Source organism: Shewanella sp. 125m-7 (assembly GCF_052977045.1).
Genome location: NZ_JBRILQ010000015.1, coordinates 1 through 19609, shown reverse-complemented (window position 1 = coordinate 19609; position 19609 = coordinate 1). Strand labels below are relative to the sequence as shown.

The window sequence follows — 19609 nt, the reverse complement described above, 5'->3', positions numbered from 1 at the left end:
AAAGCACAAAGCGGACATCATGTCCGCTTTTACTCGGCTATATTGCCAACAACGCCTCTTGTAGCTGGCGATATGATTGCAACTCTAACATCTGCTCACTTAAGCCTAGCTCCTTAGCTAATCCTATCAATTCACGTCTATAGCGGCTCAATGCAAATTCATCATCAGTCATAATGGCAATTTCGGCAAAGTCGCCAATCCCCGCTAAGTGATCCACTGTGATATGAAACTTGCCGACGAAGTAGATACTGCGTTGCTTCTTCATCTCTAGACACACTTCATAGCCCATATTTTTCAGCATGCTCTTAGCACTGTGAGCATCTGTAATATTGGTCGCTTCACAGCGATCGGCTTGCGGCCCTTTTACTATCCAAAGCTTGATACCCGATGGCTCACACTCTCGTATGCAGACACTTTTATTCTGGGATAAAAGCCACTGTTCTTTAGTATCGAAATAACAATCTGACTCGATGTTATCTTCAAACATGACTTCATGCTCTATCGAACTCAATACCTCTAAGAATGCGGCCTTGCACGCCAAGCGGTACTTTAGCTCGACTTCAAACTGACCTTTAAAATGCTCGTGACTCATGGGTTGCGGCTCTCGTATCATCTACTTACAGAAATAATATCTGTTTTCTTTTCAGCAATTAGCGATAGAGTTAAAACTTTCAGCATTATTGAAGATAATGGATAACTAAAGACAGCGCTATACCTTTAATATTATTACCAATATTCAGCTTTATCTAGGGCTGCCACACAACGAGTGTTACCGCTAATAGCCTGTAGTTGTTCGCCCTTTAGAGATTGAGCTATCCAGCCTTCAGGATAAGTCAGAGGCTGAGGCGCCTTAACCAAGTCTTCGCTAACAAGTTGAAAGCCCACTTTTGAGTAGTAGTTTGGATCGCCATAGGTAAACGCAAGTTCTACACCAGCCTCCACTAAGGTTTCTAAGCCAAATCTAATCAGTTTTTGACCCACGCCCTGACGTTGAAAGTCTGGATGAACTGCTACTGGTGATAAAATAAAAGCATTGATCTCATTTTCAAAGGTTAACCTTGAAAACAGTATGCTACCAACTAATTTATCCTCTTCTTTTGCAACAAAGATAAACAGGTCATCACTAGCTGTGGTGCTCATTAGCTCTGTGGTTAACTCACCAATGACCTTACCTTCATCAGCGCCTTCGGAGGCGCTAAAGGTTTCATTGAAAAGATGCGAGATCTCTTTGGCGTTATCTGTGTTGCACTGTAAAAACTTCATCTCTATTTTCCTAATAATCTTATAATCGGGAGTTATTAAATCTTCTGTAAAATCAACATTTGATAGTCAAACTCATCCTGCCGCTTAGCCGCTATTTCGATCTCTTTGTTAATGTCTACCAGCGCCTTTGAGTTCGGCATTAAAGGCGCTAACTCATCAATACGGGTTTGAAGCGGCTGATAATATTCACTCCAAGCTTGCTCACTGAGTGCAAAGCTATCAATCAACTCATAGCCAGCCTGTTTAGCCTGCTCAATACGCTGGTTTGCAGTGACCATATCTGGGTATTCTTGTTGCCAAAATGCTCTCAATTCATCGCTGGGAGTATCTGTACTCCAAACTAGATCGCTGATGACTAAATACCCCTGGGGCTTGAGCAATGGTTTCCAATTTTTAAAAGCTTGCTCTACCCCCATGATATAAGCACTACCTTCGCTCCAGATAACGTTAAACTCGGCTTTTGTAAAAGGCATTTCAGTCATGCTTGTACACACGGTTTTCACACGTTGAGCGAGCCCTTGACTCAAGCTCTGCTTTAAACTGCTCAGGCTAGACTCATCATTATCTAGCGCAGTGATGACAAATTCAGAATGCTGAGCCAACACCCGAGTAGCTACACCTTTGCCACAGCCAACCTCTAACAGTTCCCCCGAGTTAAGCGAAACAGCCTTTAGTGCTGTTAATGAGTCAGTTTCTGCACCTGGGCCGAATCTTGTTAACCCGTCAAAAATCAGCTCAAAATCTGCCATATACTGCTCATGTTCATTCATATCTTTTGATAACCATTTCAATCTCAAAGCCTGTTTTTCATCGAAGCCCTGCTTCATCAACCACTCTAGATGTGCATCAGGAGCCTGCATTTCTGTCGCTTGATGCCACTCTCGCATCGACCTCATGCCGAGCATCGCACCAAGTAACTCTCTGGCCTGCTGTTTCTGAGCGATCTCATCATCCAACACCTTTAGGCGTTGAAGTAGTAGCTCCCTGTCGATGCGGCTTTCTAAGCAGCTTAGACACTCTTTTAGGGTCAGTCCTCCCGCCTGTAGCTGCTGCAATAGCTTTAAACGCTGGATATCCTGCTCAGAGTAGCTTCGGTAGCCATTGGCTTGGCGCTTCGCCGAAATTAACCCCAGCTTTTCGTAATACAGTAGGGTCGAGCGGCTTAAACCAACTTTGAGTGCTAGCTCAGAAATTCGGTACATGGGCTTTCCTCTATTTGATGAGTGCACCATAAACTATGAAGCCTTAGACAGGTCAAGACAAACGTGTCTGACATTATCTATTAAGACTGATTTTCAAGGGGTGTAAATCAGGTTGGCACAAAAGAGAATTTGGTCATAACAATCTGTCTTAGCACGCATTAATTAACAGCCTAAGACCCAAATCACACTGCTGTCCTAGACTGGTATTTTTACTAGTGCTAAGCCATAGATACAACTTCTATCCTTACACCACAAAAATAACAGTAAGGAAATGATGAATGAAACTCACCCGCTTAGCGAGCTTAATAGCCTTAAGCTTAGCAATCACAGCTTGTGGTAGCGACGACAACTCCAATCCAACGCCTCCCGTGACGCCTGAGCCACCACCGATTGTCAAACCTGACAGTGTCTTTGGTGGTCCATTAGCCGATGAGCAAAAGGTTAATAAAGTCATTCAAATATCAATTGTTAAAGGCTTTAGCCCAATAGATGGTTCGAGTGACACCCGCGCTAAGCCGATTCAAATCGAAGGTGTGGTGAAATCTAAGTTGGAAGAGGAAGCCGCAGCCCTTGGGCTAAAGGTTGATTACCTACTGCCACCAACAGCAATTAATATGTCTGGCGTTAATATCGACACTATGCGTCCTGATCTGTTCCAACCAGGCCGCGGCTCAGTCATGGATCTACTAGTTTGGGCTGGCGAGAAATATGGCATAGATATCAAGATTGATAAAAATGAAGCCCTAAATACCCACTTTATTACCGCTATTGAAGGGATTAAAGGCCTTCCAGAAGCTGTTGACCAAGAAAGTCTCGGTCAGACAGAAGGGCAAGGTTGGAAATACTTAGTCGCTCCAAGCGTATGGGAAGATAAGGACGCCGGAGATTTTGACACTAAGGGTTTGTATTACAAAGAGGAAGAGATTTACTTCCGCATGGATCATCACCCTCTAAAGAACGAGATGAGTATCGTACTCATGCCAGCAGAGCCTGGTGAAATGGAGATCCGTAAGAAGAAGTACCAGAAAGAGATGGATCGCATGGCGCAAAATGGCGGCAAAGTGATCATCCCAGAAATGGTCATCGACTTTAAACCAGCACAATACTCTGCCACTGGTGAGGTACTGGTTCCAAATCAACGCGTCGTATTTAAGAACGTTGAAGTAAAGGCCCATAACCTACGTACCGACATCTACCAACCTGGCGTGATCACCGAGCTCGACGCATGGTTATCACTTGATGAGCAACGCGAAGACTTAACCATCGACTATAGTTACTGGCCTCGTCTAAGTACCAACGCTAACGTACAGGGCTATGTTGCGACAGCGATCACCTTTAACGGCCGCGATGATCTTGGAAACGTCGTTAACGAGCGATACACTAACAACGGCTCTTGTGGCTTTGTGCACACCACGGGAGAGTGGGAAAACTACATGGATTCGGGTCGCCAGAATGGCCTGTATCAATGGGTGATGTGTGGCTCTCGAACCGATATGGGTGAAGAGTATCGCGAAGCCTGTTATGGTAATATTCCAGGTGTTCTCGGTTATCGCGCCCATAACTATGGCCCTGGTGAGAAGTTTGAAAACCATAATCCTGCTGGCCGCGGTTACATAAAATTCGGCCTGCCATTCGGTGGTAACGATCCGCACTTAACTGGCGATGCGATGATCATTTACAGCCCTGAGTATATCAACTATGTGGGCGCCGCATTTGGTAATGGTTATGGCGATCAACAAGCTACTTCGGGTTGTGATACAGATGCGCCAGAGATTGATGCAAGCTTAATCAAAGATATCAGCCAAGCTAGAGCGCCACTAACCGAGACGCACTTTGGCTGGAAGATCCCAGATTGTAGTACTTGCCACGATCCGAGTAATAGCCATGTGGTGGAAAAAATGGCTCCTTGGGAATGCGCAGAGTGCCATGGTAACAACGGTGCCCCTGATAGCCATGGTGAGTTACTGACCTGCGGCTTCTGTCATGCTCAAACGCTAGAGAGTCATGGCGATGCCTACACCACCAAGAATGATTACTTTGGACTAGAGACTCAGTTTAAAGAGCCTGAAAGCTGTTTAACTTGTCACGTCGAAAAGCATTAACTCGCGCTAAATATTGTTGAGTGATTACCGGGCTGCTCGCGCGATAATCACTGTAAGCTCAGGGATGAGCTTACTCATAAGGCAAATAAGCGATGTAGATTAACTAAGAGAGTGGCTAGGCTCTCTCTTTTATTAAGGATGTGTCAAATAATGCCAGCTAAACCGAGTCAATTGGTAAATCACTTCATTATTGAAGACTTTAAAAAGCAACTCTCTCACTTTGGCTTTACTCGCTTCTACTATTGTATCCTGCCATGTGAAAGTGACTCAGAATCCCAAGAAACTCGCGAGCTGCTAACTTTCTCTAAAGCCGTCAATATTAATAAAATGCGCTTTGCGGTAGCTTCTGACTCCGAGGTCCTTCAGTACCGAGAAGAGTTTCTTTGCCGATTTTCAAAAAAAGATAAAGGCTTTGCCTGCTGCGCCCCCTCAATTCGTAAATCTCATAACCCTTATTTGTGGCCGAGTAATAGCGTCCCACAACGCCAACAAGCCAACTTTGAGCAGCTACTCAACCGCTATCAAATTGCTAGTCGACTGACATTTTATCTGCCACTGAAAAACCAGAAGAGCTGGCTTGGTATGTATAACCTATTTTCCCCACTCTCATATGAAGAGATCAGTTCGCGTCTAACTCGCGATGGTGAGAACTTTGAGCAGTTGTTAGTTGAGTTTGCGGACACCTTTAACTCCTTGGCACTGAAATCTATCAACCCTTTGATTAATTTCAGAGTACTATCACCAACCTGTATTCAAATATTAGACTTAGTCGCACAGGGTTACTCTAGTGAAGAGATAGCGAAACAAATATTTATGAGCGAGCGAGGAGTTAACTATCATCTTGACCGTGCGCGCACCACTTTAGATGCCAAGAATCGTACAAACTTAGTGAGTAAAGCCTATCAATACGGCGTGCTTAACACCGTTATCTAACGCCTAAAATAAACAGCCACCTAGATGAGCAGGACTCAAGCTGGTGGCTGTTAGTGTAGATTGCGCTAAGTTTATTCTAACACCAACCAAGTAGCCTTAATTTCGGTGTACTTATCAAATGCATGTAGCGACTTATCTCGGCCGTTACCCGACTGCTTATAACCACCAAATGGCGCTGTCATATCACCGCCATCATAGTGGTTTATCCACACCATGCCACTGCGAAGTGCTTTCGCGGTTTTGTGCGCCTTATTAATGTCTGATGTCCACACACCTGCAGCGAGCCCATAAATGGTGTCGTTAGCGATCTCAATCGCCTGCTGCATGCCATCGAAAGTGATCACTGATAACACAGGTCCAAAAATCTCCTCTTTAGCTATGGTCATCTTATTATCAACATCCGAGAAGATAGTCGGCTCAATATACACGCCGCCAGTGTCTTGCATCACCTGAGAGCCGCCATGATTTAAGGTCGCGCCTTCATCGATTCCCGACTGAATATAGCCCAGCACATTATCTAGCTGCTGCTTATCGACAACGGCACCTGAAGTGGTAGTAGGATCGAGCGGATGCCCCGGCGTCCAGCCCTTAAGCTCCTCGGCTATCAAGGCGATAAGCTCATCTTTTACGCCTGACTCCACCAGCAAGCGCGAGCCCGCGGTGCAGACTTCACCTTGGTTAAAGGCAATTGCACAGGCCGCGGCCTCGGCGGCCTTTTTCAGATCTGGCGCATCATTAAAGATAATATTCGGGCTCTTACCACCCGCCTCTAACCAGACGCGCTTCATGTTTGACTCACCCGCGTAGATCATCAACTGCTTAGCAATCTTAGTCGAGCCGGTAAATACTAAGGTATCCACATCCATATGCAGTGCCAGCGCTTTACCTACGGTATGACCAAAACCGGGCAGCACATTTAACACGCCTTTTGGAAGTCCGGCTTCAACAGCAAGTTGCGCCATGCGAATAGCGGTAAGGGGAGACTTTTCTGAGGGTTTTAATACCACGCTGTTACCTGTCGCTAAAGCTGGACCGAGCTTCCAGCACGCCATTAGCATCGGGAAGTTCCACGGTACTATCGCCGCGACAACACCCACAGTTTCTCGAGTGATCATGCCTATCTCATTGTGCGCAGTTGGGGCTATCTCATCGTAAATTTTATCAATTGCCTCGCCAGACCAACGGATAGCTCTAGCTGCGCCAGCTACATCAACCGCCTTAGCGTATTGGATAGGTTTACCCATATCTAAGGTTTCAAGTAGCGCGAGTTCATCGGCATTTTGCTCTAGCAATTCGGCAAAACGTATCATCACTTGCTTGCGTTTAACGGGCGCCTGATTTGCCCACATACCTGCCTCAAAAGTTTCTCTGGCATTGTTAACTGCAATATTGGCATCGGCCTCATCGCAACTTGCAACTTTAGCCAAGACCTTGCCATCAATCGGACTGATACAGTCAAAAGTTTGCTTAGACTGCGCATCAAGGTACTCGCCCGCAATAAAGGCTGAACCGTTTATCGACATAGAATCTGCTAACGCTTGCCACTGACTACGACTTTCTGGTGTGCTCATGAAGACCTCTTAACACTGAATATAATAATTAGAATGAGGGTTAATGTGGTTAACACGCCATCTATAGGCAAATTACCACAAAAAGGTGTGGCTAAAGATTACGCTTATTAGCATCATAATTTCAATATATTTTACAAAAACTTCATTTTTGCTACAAATAAATGCACAAAAAGCTTTCATGTTCATTATTTCTGACATAGCATAGCAAATATCGACCGCTTGCCCAAAAAAGCAACAGATAACAAAAACAATAATGAAACTGAATCAAGGTAGATGATATGGCAGATCCACAGATGCACAATCAACGCGATACGCAGTCATTAGAACATTACTGGATGCCTTTCACGGCAAATAGGCAGTTTAAGTCGAGTCCAAAAATGCTCGCCCATGCCGAAGGTATGTATTATAAAGACGTTGCAGGTCGCCCCATATTAGACGGTACAGCAGGTTTGTGGTGCTGTAACGCCGGACACGGCCGTAAAGAAATTTCAGAAGCGGTCAGTAAACAAATTCATCAGATGGACTATGCGCCATCATTTCAGATGGGCCACCCTTTAGCTTTTGAACTAGCAGAGCGCTTAGCGCAAATTAGCCCTAAAGGATTAAATAAAGCCTTCTTTACTAACTCTGGTTCTGAGTCGGTAGACAGTGCCTTAAAAATTGCCCTCACTTACCACCGCGCTAATGGCCAAGCCACTAGAACCCGCTTTATTGGCCGCGAGCTTGGCTATCACGGTGTGGGCTTTGGCGGTATTTCTGTTGGTGGCATAGGTAATAATCGTAAGACTTTTAACCAGCAGCTGCTACAGGGTGTCGATCACCTACCTCATACCTTAGACATGAAAGGCAATGCCTTTTGCCGTGGTATGCCTAAGACCGGTGCAGAAAAAGCAGAAGTACTAGAGCAACTCGTTGCCCTGCACGGTGCTGAAAACATCGCCGCAGTGATTGTTGAGCCAATGTCTGGTTCTGCTGGGGTTATTTTGCCACCAGAGGGATACCTACAAAAGCTTCGCGAAATCACCAACAAGTACGGTATTTTACTTATTTTTGATGAAGTCATTACAGCCTTTGGCCGTGTAGGCGACGCCTTCGCCAGTCAGCGTTGGGGCGTGATACCCGATATGATCACCACAGCCAAAGCACTCAATAACGGCGCAATTCCAATGGGCGCGGTTTTGGTTGATGACAATATTTACGATACCTGTATGCAAGGTCCTGAAAATGCCATTGAGCTCTTTCACGGTTATACCTATTCCGGCCATCCAGTTGCGGCCGCAGCAGCGATTGCCACCCTTAATATCTATGAAAATGAGAAGCTGTTTGAGCGAACCAAGGAGCTAGAAGGCTATTTCGAAGATGCCGTGCATAGCTTAAAAGACCTACCGAATGTGATTGATATTCGCAACACAGGTCTTGTTGGAGGCATTCAGTTCGCCCCTAGCGATAAAGGCATAGGTAAGCGCGGGTTTGGCATCTTTGAACATTGCTTTGAAGCTGGCACCTTAGTGCGTGCCACTGGCGATATTATCGCTATTTCACCGCCACTTATTATCGACAAACAACAAATTGATCAAATCGTTAATACCCTTAGCGATGCAATTAGGGCAGTCGGTTAATCTCTTTGCCTATTGCCGAGCTTTGCACAATTGCAGCGCAAAGCAATAGCCAAATCATTACCCATAAACACAATGATCTCCCTTTAGGGAATAAGAATTAGGATTTTGCGTTATGCATACGATTAACCATTACATTAACGGCGCTCACTCGGCGCCAAGTCAGCGCACTCAGGCTTTTTTTGAACCTGCAACGGGTGAGCAACGTGGCACGGTCTCCCTTGCCAGTGCAGCCGAAGTGGCTGGCGTGATTGAACTGGCTAAAAAAGCCCATGAATCATGGTCCAAAGTGACGCCACTTAACCGCTCTCGTGTACTGTTTAAGTTTAAAGCTTTAGTCGAAGCCAACATTGATGAACTAGCAGAGCTGATCACTCGTGAGCACGGCAAGGTGCTCGACGATGCCAAGGGCGAAATCATTCGTGGCCTTGAAGTCGTAGAGTTTGCCTGTGGTATTCCGCACCTTTTAAAAGGCGAGCATACCGAGCAGGTTGGTGGCGGCGTTGATGCTTGGACGCTCAACCAATCACTTGGCGTCGTTGCTGGTATTGCGCCATTTAACTTCCCTGTAATGGTGCCTATGTGGATGTTCCCCATTGCAATTGCATGCGGCAACAGCTTTATTATGAAGCCATCGGAGAAAGACCCAAGCTCTGTGATGCGCCTAGCCGAATTACTGACCGAAGCTGGTCTACCTAAAGGCGTGTTTAACGTCGTTAACGGTGACAAAGAAGCCGTTGATACTCTACTCACGCACAAAGATGTGCAAGCGGTGAGTTTTGTTGGCTCTACACCAATAGCAGAATATATCTATTCAACTGCATCGGCACACGGCAAGCGCGTTCAAGCGCTCGGCGGCGCTAAAAACCATATGCTACTGATGCCAGATGCCGATCTTGATCAAGCTGTAGGTGCCTTAATGGGCGCAGCCTATGGCAGTGCGGGCGAGCGTTGTATGGCAATCTCAGTGGTGCTTGCAGTCGGGGATTCTGGTGATGCATTAGTTGAAAAACTACTACCACAGATCAAAGCTCTTAAAGTCGGCAATGGCGTCACACCAGAGATGGATATGGGGCCGCTGATCTCGGCTCAACATTTAGAGAAAGTAAGCAAGTATGTCGAGACTGGCGTGGCTGAAGGTGCACAGCTCCTTGCCGATGGACGACAACTCTCTGTTGCCGATCACGAGCAAGGTTATTTCTTAGGTGGCTGCTTATTTGATCATGTCACCCCAGAGATGACCATCTATAAAGAAGAGATTTTTGGCCCAGTGCTCGCCATTGTTCGGGTAAAAGATTATGCCGACGCACTGCAACTGATAAATGATCATGAATTTGGTAACGGCACTGCCATCTTTACTCAAAGTGGTGAGGCTGCGCGTCACTTCTGCCATAACGTCCAAGTAGGCATGGTCGGAGTGAATGTGCCGATTCCAGTGCCGATGGCGTTCCATAGTTTTGGCGGCTGGAAACGCTCACTGTTTGGTCCACTGCATATGCACGGCCCTGATGGGGTGCGTTTTTATACCAAGCGCAAAGCCATTACAGCACGTTGGCCGCAGTCGACGCAAAAAAGTGCAGGTGGCGCTAAGGCTGACTTTGTGATGCCGACGATGAAGTAAATATAAAGAGGCGTGGCTTAGGCCGCGCTTTTTTCGTTTAGCTTTAGCTGTAATTACCAACTGTAAATGGAAGCACTAATGGTTCAACACATAGATTCAATCGTTAATTTTACCCAGCTCAATACCGCGATAGAGCGCTATAAACTCGAAGCAGAAAAAGTGCTGGCGGGAGACCCGGGGCAAGAGTTGCAAAACCACTACTCAAGCGATTGTGACCAGTTTCATGCCGGGGTTTGGCAAGGCGATATAGGCACTTGGAAAGTTGCCTATAGCGAACATGAATATTGTGAGATTTTGTCGGGAGCCAGTAAGGTCACCGATAACAATGGTCACAGCATAACGGTGAAAACGGGTGACAGATTTGTCATTCCTGCAGGGTTTGAAGGCACCTGGGAGGTGCTAGATAACTGCCGTAAGGTATATGTGATTTTCGAAGCTAGCACGCAGTAATACCGATAGGTATAAGGCACTAGAAAATCGCTTATCAGCCATGAGGTCGTAGCATTATGCTGCTGTTTGGCAAAACCAAAGATGCTTAACACCACCCCTCCGAAAAGGATTGGTATAAGACTTAAAATAGAGCATCAAAGTCAACATAGTAAAATGGAGAAACTACCGTGTATAAAAAACTCAATAACAAACGGATCGCCCAGATTGTCGGCCTAACGCTTTCAACAGCGCTACTGGCTCCTATGGCTCAGGCCGAGTTTTCTGGCGAGATAGGTGTTACTAACGATTACCGCTTCCGCGGTGTGTCACAAACTGCGGGTGACTTCGCGGTCCAAGGCAGCTTAGATTACAGTCTAGAAAATGGTCTTTTCTTTGGTGCTTGGGCGAGTAATGTTGATAAAGATAGCTATGACGCCGATGTAGAGATTGATATTTATGCCGGTTACTGGGGCGCGTTCGGAGCCGATGAAGAGTGGGAATACGACGCAACGCTAACTTACTACAGCTATCCAGGACAAGATGAAAACACTGGTTACTTAGAAGCAAATGTTGGTATCTACTATAGCGGCTTCCACCTCGCTCAGTGGTACACCAATAACTATGGCAATGCCGATCTATCACTAAACTACACCGAGCTTAACTACTCATACGAGATCTTTGAGAACTGGAGCATCGATGCCCACGTGGGTTACAGCTACGGTGAAGGCGTCAATGATGTAGAAATGGGTGACTGGGGTGAAGATTATGTCGATTACTCTATCGGAGTCTCTACTGAGCTTGGCGGTGTAGGTCTGTCACTCGCTTGGCTAGATACCAACTTAAGCAGTGACAACATCATCGACTCGAAAGAGCCATGGAGAAACGACGGCACAGTGCTAGCCACTGTAAGCTATGCATTTTAAGCTAAACCGTTAACGCTAGCCTAGACAGCTTCCCTCCCAATAAAAAACCGCCTGATGGCGGTTTTTCATTTTAATACTGATAAGGTTAATTTAAGCAGCACTGCCACTTTAAAGGATTCGCTACCGCTTCATCGGGGCTGATTTGCTCGCCAACCGTACGCCACCGCTCATTTAACTCGCTGTGAGCCTGATTACGTTCGGGAAAGGTGCGACTTAGTTTTTCGAGCAATTTAGCCTGTGTTTCGCAGATCTCAATCCATCACTCAGCACTCGATATCGACATAATGTGTTTTCCTTAACATCCATGACTGCCATCCATTTGGCTTATTCAACATAGTCTGGATCACGGAAAATTATCAATCAAGTGATCTAATACACTTTAAAATATGACCTAGCAGGAGTATCTTAACTTTAGGGCTTATTGTTAATAGAAATAAAAGGAAAGCGCATGACTCCAACCCTACTTAAAATTGTGTTTATTGCTATTGCCATTTTCATTGTTTACAAGCTTATCTTCAGTGGTAAAAAAGGATTAACCTTGTTTGAAATGCACTTTAAAGAAGGTCGATTAGTTTCCCATACAGGCAAGATCCCAGAAAAGTTTGCTAAAGAATGTCGCGCTATTGCGAAATCAAATAAGCTGACTTGTACAGTGAGAGCTGAAAAACTGGGTGATGTGCGTTTACATATATCAGCCAATGTCAGCGATACCATTACTCAGCGTATTAGAAATGTATTTCCGTTTGAGTATTACGATAAAAAGCAGGTCGATAACAGCCGTAAAGCCTCATAAACGAATCTTATACCTGTAGGCCTTCACACTGTTAAATGAAGGCCTTAACTATATGTAGCTTAGCTATACCACTTAGCTATACCACTTAGCTATACTACTTAGTTATAGCCGCTTAGTTGTAGTCGCTAAATTGTAATGGTTTAGCTATAGTGGCTTAAATGCAATCGCTTCAATGTAGTAGAGCGCCCCTGCAAATTCAGCCCTCTCAGCTATATTTTCACCCTTGGTGGCAGCACTAGTTATCTTGCTTTTCGCTGTTCTTTTTCTGCTCGGTTTCTTTAACTAACTCATCATTTATTATTGGTGTATTGTCAGACATGATTGGCGCTTGTCTCGCTGACATCACATCATCACTTGAGCTTGCTGATACACTATAACTGGCATTTGCCCCACAACCACACAGCGCAAACAGACACACACTAAGAAGCATTTTCATCATTTATCCCTACTTCATATCATAAAATCCTTTCAACTAAAGTAGAGTAAACTCAAGCCATACTCAATCCCGTACTAGAATTAGAACGAGTACTACAGCTGCACTAAGCCGCAATTATTGAGTCTCTCAATTAAGTAGATATCACTAGCGTCACCTCTGCCACAGTCACTCCGAACTTGTTTATATCACTGCGATTAATAATCCATAGCAACAATCACGTTAGCACGGATAATTCGGCGATAGCTCTATTTCTAGCAAACTTGTGCTCGACTATAGGCGGTACATAAACGGGTGACACATAAACACTATTATCAACAATCTGCACAGATAATGGTATTTTAAGCTTATGAATTAATTTCAAATCCACGCCATCTAACTCAGGTAAATACTTACGGATGAAAGCGCCTGTTGGATCAAACTTTTCGCACTGAGAAATAGGATTAAACACCCTAAAATAGGGCTGAGCATCACACCCTGTCCCCGCAGACCATTGCCAGCCGCCGTTATTCGCCGCTAAATCACCATCGATCAACTTTTGTTTAAAATACCCCTCCCCCCAACGCCAATCGATAAGCAGATGCTTGGTTAAAAAACTCGCAGTGACCATACGTAAGCGATTATGCATCCAGCCCGTTTGATTGAGTTGCCGCATAGCCGCATCAACCAGTGGGTAACCGGTGCGCCCATCACACCAGGCTTGAAATTCTTGCGGATTATTACGCCAAGCAATGTTATTGGCGAGAAGGTTGAAATTGCCCTGCTTGGATAGTCTTGGAAAAGCCACCAGCAGATGACGGTAAAACTCACGCCAAATGAGCTCATTGAGCCAACATCGAGCGGGACTTTCATCGTGAACGAGGGCATCTGGAAAATGGCTCAGCAATACTTGCACACATTGGCGCGGGCTAAGCACGCCTATCGCCAGATATGCGGAGATTTGACTGGTTCCATCAAGCGCGGGAAAGTCTCGTGTCTTTTGGTAGTCGACCAACTTGTGGTTTGCAAATTGACGTAACTGCTCTTGAGCTGCTTCCTCACCCGCAGTCCATGCTTGGCTTGACTGTTTTTCACAATGCAAGTTTAAGTGATTAGGTTTAGGTAGCGCTGCCGATACCGCTTGTGGCTTAGCTAAAGTCGTTATCTGATCTTGTGCCGCAATTTGACGCCACTTTTTAGCGAACGGGGTAAAAACCTTATACATCGCCCCCGATAGATTAAGCACACTAAGTGGTGCCAGCAGGCAATGCTGCTGGTAAAGCTCAATATTAATCCCGGATGCTGCGACAGCAAGATCTCGTTGCTGCTCGTTAAATTCTGGCTCACTGCTGGCAAAGACTTTTTCAATCTGCCAATCATTGATGTACTCGCCTAACCATTGAGGGATCTCATCGAAGGTCTCTAGATGACAAACATCGAGAGGGATCCCAAGCTTGGCGAGCTCAACAGCAAGCGAGTTAAGCTGCCTTTCAATAAAGTCTAATTGGATCGGTGCAACATCATGGGCTTGCCACTGCGTTGGTGTGGCTAAAAATAACGCTCTGACACTGGCACTGCGGCTGCTTGCATACTCACAAGCAGCCATTAAGGCTTGGTTATCTTGTAAACGCAGATCATTTCTAAACCAAATCAAGGCGTGACCAAATGGTTGCTGATGCTCGCTCATTAGCCTCTCCTGTGTTCAAATATCATCTCTAATAGGCATAGCGTAATTTTAGCTCTTGAGGGTGCGGGTTTAGATAGACTTGGTTTTCAATATAAGGCGTTGGAAACTCTCTTAGATAATGATTAATAAGCGTCATCGGCACCAAAATAGGTTGTAAGCCTTGGTTATATTTAAGGATGGATTCGCTCAGCTCAGACTTTTGAGCACTCGATAAATGCTTCTTGAAGTAACCTTGGATATGCTGCAGCGCACTCGTGTGATTTTTACGGGTCGCTCTGATCTTTAAGATCTGCATAAAGCCAGTAAAGTAATCGTTGGCGATTTGCTCAAGGTCGCCAGTCAAGTCGGCTAGTAAAGGCCCCAGTTCTCGATATAGTTTGGGATTATGTGCCATTAGCATATATTTATAACGAGCATGAAAATCGAGGAGATTACTTTTGGTAAAGCCTGATACTTTTAAGCAATGCCAGTCATGATAGGCATAAACGCGAGTGAAGAAGTTTTCACGGATCCGTAAGTCATGCAGCCGCCCCTCCTCTTCAACAGGCAATAATGGGTATCGCTCCATTAACTTTCTAGCGTAAACACCAATGCCAGATTTCCAGCCTTTATTCGTTCCATATTTATATTCAGTCACCCGCTCCATACCACAAGTCGGTGACTTAGCGCACAGGATATAACCGCCCAAAAAATCCAATTGTTCAACTTTTTTCTCGCTAAATGCGTTCAATTTGTCAGTCACATCCACCGAACCATCTGCGCTTTTTACAAAGATGACGTCACCGTCTTTTTCAAGGCGAATCGATTTTCTTGGCGCCCCCATACCAATCGCCATTTCAGGGCAAACAGGCACGTAATGAAAATGCTCTGCTATCTCTTTACAGCAATAGCTCGACGCTTTATGACCACCATCGAAACGTACTTTCTCTCCGAGTAAACAGGCACTAATTCCGATTTGGATCTTATCTGGATTAAATTGGCTCATGGTCAAACTCCTACATTAAGAAGTACTTATATTTCCAACTTACACAAAGTTCACTTTTGCTACAATTTTATTTATAAGGACACATAAAAACGCCAGCTATTATGCTGGCGTTTCAAGTACTTACTTAACTGGCTGTCTGCTTAACGGCTCTTTTGTGCAAAACGCTCCAAGCCCCATACCAATAAAATACCAGCAAACATGGCGATAACGGCATAGATCACCAACGAAGGTTGACCGGTAACATGTTCATACTGCATTGGCGAAATGATACGCTCATCAAGAGGCACCATTTGGCCTTTTGAGTTTTCGCGAAAAGTCAGCACCTCTTTCCAAGGCCAAATTTTACCTAAGGTACCCAGCATCAAGCCCGTTAAAAATACCAACGTGGCGTCATGATACTTTCTCAGCAGCGCTGACAATACGTGACTAAAACTGAGTATGCCGATTGCCGCACCTGCGGCAAAGGTCGCCATAATCGCGATGTCAAAGTTCTTCACTGCGCCAATCACTGGCGTATATAACCCCAAGAGTAACAATATAAAGCTGCCAGAAATCCCTGGCAAAATCATTGCGGTAATCGCAATACAGCCACCAAGAAAGACATTCAGATAAGTCATTTCAAGCGCTATAGGGTTTAGCATGGTAATACCCCACGCAAAAACAACGCCTAAAACAAATAATACTAAACGTCCTAGGGTGATCCCCCGTACCTGCTTAAGCATGTGCACAACAGAGATAACGATAAGACCAAAGAAAAACGACCAAACAGGAATTGGATGAGTATCTAGCAGATAAGTGATCAATTTAGCCAAGGTAAGGATGCTGGTTAAAATCCCGCCAAATACACACACCAAAAACGGCCCGTTAATGTGCATAAATGCCGCTTTAACACCTTGCTCTTTAACCACAGCCAATAAAGATGGCCTAATCTTTTTAATGCTTTCAAGTAGCGGGTCTAAAATCCCAGTAATAAAGGCGATAGTACCGCCCGAAACGCCAGGAACCACATCGGCGGCCCCCATTGCCATCCCTTTCAGGTAGGTCTGTAAATAATTCACTTTAATCCTTAATTCACTGAAATCTTTTTTATCGAGCGAAATTATACGTCTCATTTCTATTAAAAAGGAAATGAATTGCAGTTTATCTTTCTAACTCTACCCAAGTGGCTTAGATATTAAGATTAATCTGCTACTGGCAATTGATGTTAATTCAATGTTAACCTCATCCGACCAGTCAGGATCATAGATGCAATAGGACAAGGAAACGATGAGCAATCTAAATACTAATAATAAGCCCACCAAAGTCATGTCACTGTATAACCGTGTCACTCGACTCCCTTTTGGCAACAAGATTTTTTCGTTAATGGTTAGCCGAATGGCACCTTACTTTGCCACAGTAAAGCCCATCATCAGTGACTTAAAAGTCAATCGTTGTGTCTGCCAGATAAAAAAACGCAAAGCGGTACATAACCATATTCAAACCGTACATGTTATTGCGATCTGTAATGGTTTAGAGATGGCTATGGGCGTAATGGCCGAAGCATCGATTCCGCACCATCTTAGATGGATCCCCAAAGGCATGAGTGTTGATTACACAGCAAAAGCGGGTAGCGATATTACATGTGTTGCCGAAGTTAAACCTGAGCAATGGATTGCCGGCAACATGCTAGTGCCTGTTACAGCCTATGATTCAGAGGGTGTTGTGGTTGTGCAAGGCACCATTAAATTATGGATCTCAGAAAAACCCACCAAGAAGTAAGCCACTATCACAACAGATTTGCGGACCGATAAAAATAACACTTGTCGGTCAGTGTATTCCTGCTATTATTTCGAATAATACCGAAACGAATTTATTGTTTGTGAGTAAGCATATGAACACCGAAGTAGCAGCAAAAGCCTTAAAAGAATTAGGTCATCCGACTCGGTTAACGCTATTTAGATGCCTAGTAAAAGCGGGCCGTAAGGGGCTCCCCGTCGGCCAATTACAAGAGTCATTACAGATCCCAAATTCCACCTTGTCTCATCATCTTTCTAGTTTGATGTCAGCAGGCTTAGTCAAACAGCACAGAGAGGGGCGTGTACTGCACTGCATCCCACAATTTGACTGTTTAGAAGGCTTGATTCAGTTCTTACAAGAAGAGTGCTGCTCAGACGAGTCTTGTTAACTCGTTTACAGTAAACGATTTCACTGACCACAAGAGCGATTGGCAAAGCAAAAGCGGGAAGTAAAAAGCACGAGTTAACCAAACACTTGGCCGTAAATAGAAGCAGATAGAACTCGATGACAAAAGCTAACATAACCCTTGGCACAATAGACAGTTGGGATGATGCAAAGGGCTTTGGTTTTATCCAAATTCCAGAGCAAAAACAGCAGGTATTTTTACATGTCTCTGCTTTAGCCAATAAGAGCCTACGGCCACAAGCGGGCAATCGAGTCCAGTTTCATCAGATTAAAGATAAGCAAGGAAAGTGGCGCGCCGAAAAAGCCAAATTACTCAGCGGCGGCGCGGTAACATCGAGCCGGAAAATCGCCAGTTCACGCAATCGATTCAGCATTGGGCTCGCGTTAGGCTTTATCAGTATCTTGAGTATCGGCTACTCACAGCAACATATTCCCCTCTGGCTATTGCTCTATTTTATCTCTGCGAGTCTAGTGACATTTATCGCTTACGGCTGGGATAAACGCGCTGCACGTAAGAATCGCTGGCGCGTCAGTGAATATAAACTGCATCTGTTAAGCTTAATTGGCGGCTGGCCCGGCGCACTGCTCGCCCAGCAGTGGCTAAGGCATAAATCGGCTAAAGGCCGTTTTAAACTCGTCTTATGGTTAACGGTCAGCTTGAACATAGCGCTGATTTATTTCGTTCATACACCTGAATTTAGCTCGCTATTACACTAGCAGAAACATAAAACGCAGCCTAACACTAGACTGTCAGTTGACTCTTGGTAAGTTGCAGATACGCTCGCCGCATCGGCTGGGCTTGCGCCCATCCCCTCCCCAGCTCTAGCATTACCGGTTTAGATGGTGATCCTCTGTGGGTTATCACTTTTCCTGTTTGCATCTAAAGTCACATCTACCACGGTACTATCTGAAAAGTGAGCATTGGCGTAAAACTGCTGTGTATTTTCCAAATAGACGCTATCAACTCTTGGCGTGATTTACCTCTAGATAGCGATTCGCTATCATAGACCGTCCAATAAAAATAAGGTGACTCAAAAATGAAAGTGGTTTTAGCTGTTGTGGTAATTGCTTGTGTTGTGTTTTACTTTTTCTCCTCGATGAACAACCAAAAAGCGGCCAAAGAAAACATCGCTATCGGTAGCGCCTTTTTAGCCGAGAACAAACTAAAAGAAGCTGTGACAACGACCGCATCGGGCTTGCAGTACCAAGTACTTGAACCCGGTACCGGCACAGTGCATCCAAAAGCCAGTGACACAGTTACCGTTCATTACCACGGTACGTTAATTGATGGCAGTGTTTTCGATAGTTCAGTTGAACGTGGCGAGCCCATCGCATTTCCGCTTAATCGCGTAATCAAGGGCTGGACTGAAGGTGTACAGCTAATGGTTGTGGGTGAGAAAGCACGTTTCTTTATACCAAGTGAGTTGGCATACGGTAATCGCAGTGCAGGCAAAATTACAGGTGGCTCAACCCTAATTTTTGATGTTGAGCTAATCAGTATCGATTAATCGAACTGGCTATTTGTCCGAGAAAACAAAGCCCGAATAGTTAGCTATTCGGGCTTTGTGTTTGAAATTAATTTGAAACGTTACGCTTCGTGGCCAAATGGGTCGTCAATTGAGTGAGCTGGCTTTGTAAACCACACTGGGCCATTCTCAGTCATATACTCTTGTATAAATAGAGGGTCTTCATGGCGCACGCCAAACTTACCCGGTACACATAACCCTTGCGACATAAAAAAGACGCCTCATTACTTATAACGAGGCGTCTTTGATGACTCTTTGATAATCTAGCTTAGCAATTTACGCTTCGTAGCCAAATGGGTCGTCAATTGAGTGAGCTGGCTTTGTAAACCACACTGGGCCATTCTCAGTCATATACTCTTGTATAA

General features: G+C 45.0%; 20 protein-coding genes. 11 read left to right on the top strand and 9 right to left on the bottom strand.

The window, feature by feature from the left end:
* Positions 1–37: 37 nt before the first annotated feature.
* From cyaB to ACVBIL_RS09080, 3 genes are all read right to left on the bottom strand, one after another.
* Positions 38–592 (bottom strand): class IV adenylate cyclase, encoded by a 555-nt coding sequence (gene cyaB / locus ACVBIL_RS09090; RefSeq protein WP_447166661.1) that lies wholly within the window; start codon positions 590–592, stop codon positions 38–40.
* Between the two features lie 134 nt (positions 593–726).
* Positions 727–1263: a GNAT family N-acetyltransferase gene (locus ACVBIL_RS09085; RefSeq protein WP_447166660.1), complete on the bottom strand. Its 537-nt coding sequence runs from the start codon at positions 1261–1263 to the stop codon at positions 727–729.
* A 35-nt stretch (positions 1264–1298) separates the two neighbouring features.
* Positions 1299–2465, bottom strand: coding sequence for a MerR family transcriptional regulator (locus tag ACVBIL_RS09080; protein WP_447166659.1), 1167 nt, complete (start codon positions 2463–2465; stop codon positions 1299–1301).
* Between the two features lie 278 nt (positions 2466–2743).
* Here ACVBIL_RS09080 and ACVBIL_RS09075 point away from each other — a divergent pair, with 278 nt between their 5' ends.
* Positions 2744–4567, top strand: coding sequence for a cytochrome c3 family protein (locus tag ACVBIL_RS09075; RefSeq protein ID WP_447166658.1), 1824 nt, complete (start codon positions 2744–2746; stop codon positions 4565–4567).
* A gap of 150 nt (positions 4568–4717) precedes the next feature.
* Positions 4718–5500 carry a response regulator transcription factor gene (locus ACVBIL_RS09070; RefSeq protein WP_447166657.1) on the top strand — a complete coding sequence of 261 codons (783 nt, stop codon included), beginning with the start codon at positions 4718–4720 and terminating at the stop codon, positions 5498–5500.
* 71 nt (positions 5501–5571) lie between these two features.
* Here ACVBIL_RS09070 and ACVBIL_RS09065 read toward each other — a convergent pair whose 3' ends face one another.
* The gene (locus ACVBIL_RS09065) at positions 5572–7071 is read right to left on the bottom strand and encodes an aldehyde dehydrogenase (protein ID WP_447166656.1); all 1500 of its coding nucleotides are present in this window, start codon (positions 7069–7071) and stop codon (positions 5572–5574) included.
* Positions 7072–7349: 278 nt separating this feature from the next.
* On the opposite strand from ACVBIL_RS09065, the gene ACVBIL_RS09060 reads away from it, so the two are divergent.
* The 5 genes from ACVBIL_RS09060 to ACVBIL_RS09040 all read left to right on the top strand — a co-directional run bounded on the left by ACVBIL_RS09060 (position 7350) and on the right by ACVBIL_RS09040 (position 12453).
* Positions 7350–8690 carry an aminotransferase class III-fold pyridoxal phosphate-dependent enzyme gene (locus ACVBIL_RS09060; RefSeq protein ID WP_447166655.1) on the top strand — a complete coding sequence of 447 codons (1341 nt, stop codon included), beginning with the start codon at positions 7350–7352 and terminating at the stop codon, positions 8688–8690.
* Positions 8691–8802: 112 nt separating this feature from the next.
* Positions 8803–10308 (top strand): CoA-acylating methylmalonate-semialdehyde dehydrogenase, encoded by a 1506-nt coding sequence (locus ACVBIL_RS09055; RefSeq protein WP_447166654.1) that lies wholly within the window; start codon positions 8803–8805, stop codon positions 10306–10308.
* 78 nt (positions 10309–10386) lie between these two features.
* Complete coding sequence (locus ACVBIL_RS09050; RefSeq protein ID WP_447166653.1) at positions 10387–10758, top strand: cupin domain-containing protein; 372 nt, start codon at positions 10387–10389, stop codon at positions 10756–10758.
* 167 nt (positions 10759–10925) lie between these two features.
* On the top strand, positions 10926–11660 hold the full coding sequence (locus ACVBIL_RS09045; RefSeq protein WP_447166652.1) for a TorF family putative porin: 735 nt from the start codon (positions 10926–10928) through the stop codon (positions 11658–11660).
* 448 nt (positions 11661–12108) lie between these two features.
* A complete protein-coding gene (locus tag ACVBIL_RS09040; RefSeq protein WP_447166651.1) occupies positions 12109–12453 on the top strand; it encodes a DUF3634 family protein in 345 nt (114 codons plus the stop codon).
* A 235-nt stretch (positions 12454–12688) separates the two neighbouring features.
* Here the strand turns inward: ACVBIL_RS09040 and ACVBIL_RS09035 are convergent, their stop codons facing one another.
* The 4 genes from ACVBIL_RS09035 to ACVBIL_RS09020 form a co-directional block, all read right to left on the bottom strand.
* On the bottom strand, positions 12689–12889 hold the full coding sequence (locus ACVBIL_RS09035; protein WP_447166650.1) for a hypothetical protein: 201 nt from the start codon (positions 12887–12889) through the stop codon (positions 12689–12691).
* A gap of 214 nt (positions 12890–13103) precedes the next feature.
* Entirely contained in the window at positions 13104–14552 is a 1449-nt protein-coding gene (phrB, locus tag ACVBIL_RS09030; protein ID WP_447166649.1) for a deoxyribodipyrimidine photo-lyase, read from the bottom strand.
* A gap of 28 nt (positions 14553–14580) precedes the next feature.
* Positions 14581–15537 (bottom strand): YbgA family protein, encoded by a 957-nt coding sequence (locus tag ACVBIL_RS09025; protein ID WP_447166648.1) that lies wholly within the window; start codon positions 15535–15537, stop codon positions 14581–14583.
* Between the two features lie 140 nt (positions 15538–15677).
* Positions 15678–16595, bottom strand: a complete 918-nt coding sequence (locus ACVBIL_RS09020; protein ID WP_447166647.1) for a DUF368 domain-containing protein — start codon at positions 16593–16595, stop codon at positions 15678–15680.
* A gap of 208 nt (positions 16596–16803) precedes the next feature.
* On the opposite strand from ACVBIL_RS09020, the gene ACVBIL_RS09015 reads away from it, so the two are divergent.
* The 4 genes from ACVBIL_RS09015 to ACVBIL_RS09000 all read left to right on the top strand — a co-directional run bounded on the left by ACVBIL_RS09015 (position 16804) and on the right by ACVBIL_RS09000 (position 19226).
* A complete protein-coding gene (locus tag ACVBIL_RS09015; protein WP_447166646.1) occupies positions 16804–17295 on the top strand; it encodes a hotdog fold domain-containing protein in 492 nt (163 codons plus the stop codon).
* Positions 17296–17407: 112 nt separating this feature from the next.
* Positions 17408–17701, top strand: coding sequence for an ArsR/SmtB family transcription factor (locus ACVBIL_RS09010; RefSeq protein WP_447166645.1), 294 nt, complete (start codon positions 17408–17410; stop codon positions 17699–17701).
* 116 nt (positions 17702–17817) lie between these two features.
* A complete protein-coding gene (locus ACVBIL_RS09005) occupies positions 17818–18435 on the top strand; it encodes a DUF1294 domain-containing protein (protein WP_447166644.1) in 618 nt (205 codons plus the stop codon).
* Between the two features lie 320 nt (positions 18436–18755).
* Positions 18756–19226, top strand: coding sequence for an FKBP-type peptidyl-prolyl cis-trans isomerase (locus ACVBIL_RS09000; RefSeq protein WP_447166643.1), 471 nt, complete (start codon positions 18756–18758; stop codon positions 19224–19226).
* An 80-nt stretch (positions 19227–19306) separates the two neighbouring features.
* On the opposite strand, the gene ACVBIL_RS08995 is transcribed toward ACVBIL_RS09000, so the two are convergent.
* Positions 19307–19453 carry a hypothetical protein gene (locus ACVBIL_RS08995; RefSeq protein WP_447166728.1) on the bottom strand — a complete coding sequence of 49 codons (147 nt, stop codon included), beginning with the start codon at positions 19451–19453 and terminating at the stop codon, positions 19307–19309.
* Between the last annotated feature and the right edge of the window lie 156 nt (positions 19454–19609).

Bases quoted from the DNA above. Each gene is read 5' to 3' on its own strand.
- ACVBIL_RS09010 (WP_447166645.1), top strand. From the start codon at position 17,408: ATGAACACCGAAGTAGCAGCAAAAGCCTTAAAAGAATTAGGTCATCCG.
- ACVBIL_RS09015 (WP_447166646.1), top strand. From the start codon at position 16,804: ATGAGCAATCTAAATACTAATAATAAGCCCACCAAAGTCATGTCACTG.
- cyaB (WP_447166661.1), bottom strand. From the start codon at position 592: ATGAGTCACGAGCATTTTAAAGGTCAGTTTGAAGTCGAGCTAAAGTAC.
- ACVBIL_RS08995 (WP_447166728.1), bottom strand. From the start codon at position 19,453: ATGTCGCAAGGGTTATGTGTACCGGGTAAGTTTGGCGTGCGCCATGAA.
- ACVBIL_RS09055 (WP_447166654.1), top strand. From the start codon at position 8,803: ATGCATACGATTAACCATTACATTAACGGCGCTCACTCGGCGCCAAGT.
- ACVBIL_RS09005 (WP_447166644.1), top strand. From the start codon at position 17,818: ATGACAAAAGCTAACATAACCCTTGGCACAATAGACAGTTGGGATGAT.
- ACVBIL_RS09050 (WP_447166653.1), top strand. From the start codon at position 10,387: ATGGTTCAACACATAGATTCAATCGTTAATTTTACCCAGCTCAATACC.
- ACVBIL_RS09075 (WP_447166658.1), top strand. From the start codon at position 2,744: ATGAAACTCACCCGCTTAGCGAGCTTAATAGCCTTAAGCTTAGCAATC.
- ACVBIL_RS09025 (WP_447166648.1), bottom strand. From the start codon at position 15,537: ATGAGCCAATTTAATCCAGATAAGATCCAAATCGGAATTAGTGCCTGT.
- ACVBIL_RS09035 (WP_447166650.1), bottom strand. From the start codon at position 12,889: ATGAAAATGCTTCTTAGTGTGTGTCTGTTTGCGCTGTGTGGTTGTGGG.
- ACVBIL_RS09080 (WP_447166659.1), bottom strand. From the start codon at position 2,465: ATGTACCGAATTTCTGAGCTAGCACTCAAAGTTGGTTTAAGCCGCTCG.
- ACVBIL_RS09000 (WP_447166643.1), top strand. From the start codon at position 18,756: ATGAAAGTGGTTTTAGCTGTTGTGGTAATTGCTTGTGTTGTGTTTTAC.
- ACVBIL_RS09065 (WP_447166656.1), bottom strand. From the start codon at position 7,071: ATGAGCACACCAGAAAGTCGTAGTCAGTGGCAAGCGTTAGCAGATTCT.
- ACVBIL_RS09040 (WP_447166651.1), top strand. From the start codon at position 12,109: ATGACTCCAACCCTACTTAAAATTGTGTTTATTGCTATTGCCATTTTC.
- phrB (WP_447166649.1), bottom strand. From the start codon at position 14,552: ATGAGCGAGCATCAGCAACCATTTGGTCACGCCTTGATTTGGTTTAGA.
- ACVBIL_RS09070 (WP_447166657.1), top strand. From the start codon at position 4,718: ATGCCAGCTAAACCGAGTCAATTGGTAAATCACTTCATTATTGAAGAC.
- ACVBIL_RS09060 (WP_447166655.1), top strand. From the start codon at position 7,350: ATGGCAGATCCACAGATGCACAATCAACGCGATACGCAGTCATTAGAA.
- ACVBIL_RS09085 (WP_447166660.1), bottom strand. From the start codon at position 1,263: ATGAAGTTTTTACAGTGCAACACAGATAACGCCAAAGAGATCTCGCAT.